The organism is bacterium, assembly GCA_024228115.1.
GTDB lineage: Bacteria > Myxococcota_A > UBA9160 > UBA9160 > UBA6930.
On sequence record JAAETT010000387.1, the window covers coordinates 1 to 4,267 of the forward strand.

Consider the following 4,267-nt stretch of genomic DNA (forward strand, 5'->3'; position numbering starts at 1 on the left):
AGATGGAGGAGAGGAGTGGACGGAACGAGATCGCTTCGACGACGAGTCACTCTGATATCCGCGGGTTGCCTGAGGCCGAGCCGCATGACCGTGCTCCGTCGTGAGGGAACGCTCTCTAGAACCGCGCGTCGGGAAGGCTGACTTCGCTGCGCATAGTTGTGCCGCGTCTCCTCGGTGCCGTGCTCGTCCCGTCCACTCGAAATCGTCTCCTACGCCTCGTGGGGGTCTTCAGGTGCGAGCGTGGCCCAGAGGAAGCCAACGAGCTCTCGAGCCACCGCGACGACGACCTTGTTGTGAGGCTTGCCTCGCTCGGTCAGGCGGCGGTAGCGGCGGCTGAGTCGCTGGTGGGCCCGATTGCAATCGCGATTACGCGAGTGGGCTGTCCCTCGCGCCGCTTGCGAAGGGTCACGCTGCCTCTCGGTAGATGCCGGTAGTGCCAAGCACTCTCGATGAGGACCCGCCGTGCGTGGCCGTTGCCGGCCTTCGTGATCCCTCCCCGTTGCGTCCGATCTCCGCTCGAGTTCTCGCTCGGCACCAGGCCCAGGTAGGCCATCAGCTACCGCGGGTTGCGGAAGCGACGGAAGTCATGGAGTTCGGTCACCAGCGTCATCGCCGTGGTCGTATCGATTCCGTGGAAGCATCTCAGCCGGGCCACCGGCTCGGCGTAGGGCTCGGCCTTGGACCATTCGTCGAGCTGCGCTTCGATCGTCCGAACCCGCTCCTGGGTCTGGTCGAGTGCCAAGCAGTAGGCGTCGAAGGTGGCCTGGTCGGCTGGATGATCGAGTCGAAGACCTCGCAGCCAGCGCTGATGGGCCAGGCTCCAGGCCTTCCCCTTGCCGTAGATCAGGCCCCGGCGAAGGAGAAACTTCGAGAGTCGGTGGCGGGCGCGCATCTGATCCTCCTTCGCGTCCTCCCGGGCGCGGCAGAGATCCCGGACCGCCTCGGCCTCCGGCGTCGGCGGATGGACCTCGGTCAGCAGCCCTCCATCGAGGTACTCCGCGAGCTTCCGTGCATCACGGCGGTCCGTCTTGATCCGCTCACCTGGCTTGCGCGGAATGAGCGACGGGGCGATGACCTGGCAGTCGATCTCCTCCGCCCAGAGCTGCCGCTGCAGCGAGTAGCCACAGGGCCCCGCTTCGTAGGCGCACCGGATCGGCCCCGGAGCTTCTCGCTTCATCCGCCGCAACCAACGGCCCACCGCTCGCGGTTCATTCGGCAGCGTCCGCACTTCGGCCTCCCCGCCTCCAGGCCAACGCACCGCCACCACGATCGATTGCTTGTGGACATCCATCCCCACGTAGGTGGTACCCTTCTTCATGACCGGCTCCTTCGTATGCGGCTCGGCCGCCTTCGGCGGCAACCCGCGAGTGGTTCACACCCGTGCTACCGCACGGCTGCGATTGGAGCCGGTCGCTCCATAGGGTCTAGCACCGCCGCAAGCAGCTCGGATCCGCAGAGGAAGAACCCACCCTCGATTGGACTGTGGTCGCGCGCCCCGTGATTCCAGTCGACTCGAGCGCTGCGCTGGATGCCGGTCTATTTCAACAGCAAGAGACACAGCCACACGAGGACCGTTGGCACCAGGGCCGCCGACAACAGCTTGATCGGCGAGACCCCATTTTCGAAGAAGCGTTTGAGGATCGCCTGTCCTGCAGGATTCGGCGCGTTTGCGATCACCGTCAGGCCCCCTCCGGCTACAGCTCCCGCGACGACGGCGTGTTTCAGTTCGTCGCCAAGGCCCGGAACCAACGTCGCGAGGAAGGTGATCGCCGCGTTGTCGTTGAAGGCGGTCAGAAGCGTGGCGGTGAGCATCAGCGGGACTTTGCCGAGGGCGCCCAGGACGGGTTCGATCCACCAAGCCTGGAGACCCCCGTGCACCACGAGACCCGCGAGGAAGAAGCCGACCAGCAAGGGCGGCTTCAGATCGATCCGGTTCTGATACGGGGAAGCCACCACCGAAAAGCCCAGGAAGAACAGCAAGCCAGCAATAAACAGCGGAGGGTGGTGCGCGTTGAGCACCGTCCAGCAGAGGAACAAGACGTGGATTCCGACGACCCAGCCGGGAACCGGGTCTTCGCGAATGTCCCAGTCGGGATCGTAAAACTCCGGTCGCTCCGCTTCCCGAAGAATTCGTGGGACGGCTCTGCGGAGCCTGGCGAGCTTCACCTCGTCGAAGCGCTCCTCGAATGCCATCAGCGCCAACTTCCTGTCGACCCCTCGCGACATCACCTCCTCTAGATACTGCGGCTGGAGCCGCGCTCGGATGCGGTCCACCTCTGTGTCGATCAGTTCCCGGATCTGGGCGACCACTTCGTACTCGTCTTCCTCCGCGCCGCTCAAGGCGCTTTCGACCCTCGATTCCATGAGCTCTCGCGTCACGTACGCCTTGCGAATTTCGTCCTTCAGGCCGCGAATCGCGAAGCGCTCCTCGAGTTTCCCGAGCTCGCGTCGAAAGATCAAAAGGTAAAGCGTAGTCGCCAGAGTGATTCCGACAGCCGACTGCCAGCCGAAGTGTAGAATCATGTGGCTCGTGTCCCATCCCCAGGGACCAGCCACCATCAGCACCGGAGGAGCCGCGAAGTTCGTCAGCGTGCCGCCTACGGATACGTTGACGAACAGGATTCCAATCGTCGCGTACTGGAACGCTTCGCTCGGCCCGAGATCGTAGAACTTACGTGCCAGGAGCAGCGCGGAGATCGTCATCGCGGCGGGCTCGGTGATGATGGAGCCCAGCAGCGGTCCCAGAGTCAACACCGTGAACCACCACGCAGCGAGGGTCCCGCCGAGAAATCCCGCCACCCGGCCCATGAGCGCTTCGGACAGCCACAGGATCGGACGCGTCGAGGCGAGGGTCATGATCACGACGACGAACATGGGCTCTGTGAAGTTCACCGTGTGGCTCAGATATCCGACCAAGGTGTCCCAGTCGAAGAACGCTACCACTGCCAGGCCGAGCGCAACCGCCCAGATACCGAAGATCGCCTCGACCTCGCCAAGGAAGTGGAACAGCTCGGCGCGGTGGCTGACCGAGTGCCGAGCTGCCTCTCCCGCAGCGACGCGCTGGTCGTGCGCGTCGCTGATGCGATGCGCCATCGCGAGGAACTTCGATGACAGAAAGGTATGCAGGATGGCGAACACGAAGATGAGGGTGGCCGCCGCATTGAAGGGCTCGGCTTCCACGCGGTGGGCCAGGCGCGCTCCGATGCTCACGATCTGAGTGTCTTCGTAGCTGGTCACTGCGCGCGGAAACTCCCCGCTCCCGGTCGCAGGCGCGGGGACCGCCGCCGACGCGATATAGGGCAGCCAGAACAGCGCGAAGGCGAGCGCTGCCCAGGTTGCGCGCATCAGCCTAATCCTGGAAGTCGAATCATGAAAGCGAGTCATTGAGGCCGCAAAGAAGAAATTGACTGGTGTATGAACTCGAGAGCGCATCGCATAGGAACCCGGTGAGCGGCGACTTGGCCACGATCGCGAACTTTGCCGAGGTCGTGAACGCCGTCCCCACCAGCGGCGAGAAGCAGAAGACGAGGGGCGCCTCGGGCGCCAGGGGATCGACGCCGGCTGGAGACTCCGCGAACAGGATCCAGGAGCCGAGCCCCACGCCCCCGATGTAGCGCCGCAGCACCGCCTCCGGGATCGGCACTCGCTTGCCGCGACCCGTGGAGAGGTGGGCGCGGAGATAGCGGCCGTGGTAGCCGTGCACAGTTCAACCTCCGGCGGCCGCCTCGAGAATGATGAGATGTGCTCCAGCGAGGATCGGCATTTGTAGGTCGCTGATGAACTGGCGACCGTTCAATGAGATTCGAACGTGGGAGGTGATGCCTTCGGAATCGCGGAGATTGAGTTTGGGGTCCAGCCGCGCCAGGATGTCGCCGAGGGTTCCTGGAGGCGTCTCGAGCTGATCACGCCCAATGATCATGCGCGTCGTGCCGAAGAATTCGACGACGACCTGCTCGGCAGCGGCACTGCCGCGGGGAGAGGCTGAGGCCGAGGAGTGGATACTCATTCACGAAGCCTCCGAGATACGAGGAGCAATCAACACCGCGTCAACCAACGAATTGAGTGTGTGGTATGGATTTTCGCAACACAGTGTATTGAAAGTGTCTGCGAGGATTCGCATCGGAGTCTAGCAGGCTGCGGAAAAACCCCGTGCGGGTCCGTCAATCGGTTGGTACACGCATGATCAGGGGGTGAGAGATGCGCGGAACCGATCACGACCAGTCTGCGATGTTCAGCTACGTGTCGCCAGAAGCGCGAATTCCGGCGG

Annotated in this window: 3 protein-coding genes and 1 pseudogene; all 4 read right to left on the reverse strand. The window is 63.8% G+C overall.

What is annotated here, in order from left to right:
• Positions 1-209: 209 nt before the first annotated feature.
• Positions 210-1,318: pseudogene (locus GY937_16905) on the reverse strand (IS110 family transposase).
• Positions 1,319-1,536: 218 nt separating this feature from the next.
• Complete coding sequence (locus GY937_16910) at positions 1,537-3,384, reverse strand: hypothetical protein (GenBank protein ID MCP5058385.1); 1,848 nt, start codon at positions 3,382-3,384, stop codon at positions 1,537-1,539.
• The gene (locus tag GY937_16915; GenBank protein MCP5058386.1) at positions 3,368-3,703 is read right to left on the reverse strand and encodes a hypothetical protein; all 336 of its coding nucleotides are present in this window, start codon (positions 3,701-3,703) and stop codon (positions 3,368-3,370) included. Before GY937_16915 ends, GY937_16910 begins: the two co-directional genes overlap by 17 nt.
• A gap of 3 nt (positions 3,704-3,706) precedes the next feature.
• Positions 3,707-4,006: a MoaD/ThiS family protein gene (locus GY937_16920; GenBank protein ID MCP5058387.1), complete on the reverse strand. Its 300-nt coding sequence runs from the start codon at positions 4,004-4,006 to the stop codon at positions 3,707-3,709.
• Positions 4,007-4,267 lie beyond the last annotated feature (261 nt).

Bases quoted from the DNA above. Each gene is read 5' to 3' on its own strand.
- GY937_16910 (MCP5058385.1), bottom strand. From the start codon at position 3,384: ATGACTCGCTTTCATGATTCGACTTCCAGGATTAGGCTGATGCGCGCA.
- GY937_16920 (MCP5058387.1), bottom strand. From the start codon at position 4,006: ATGAGTATCCACTCCTCGGCCTCAGCCTCTCCCCGCGGCAGTGCCGCT.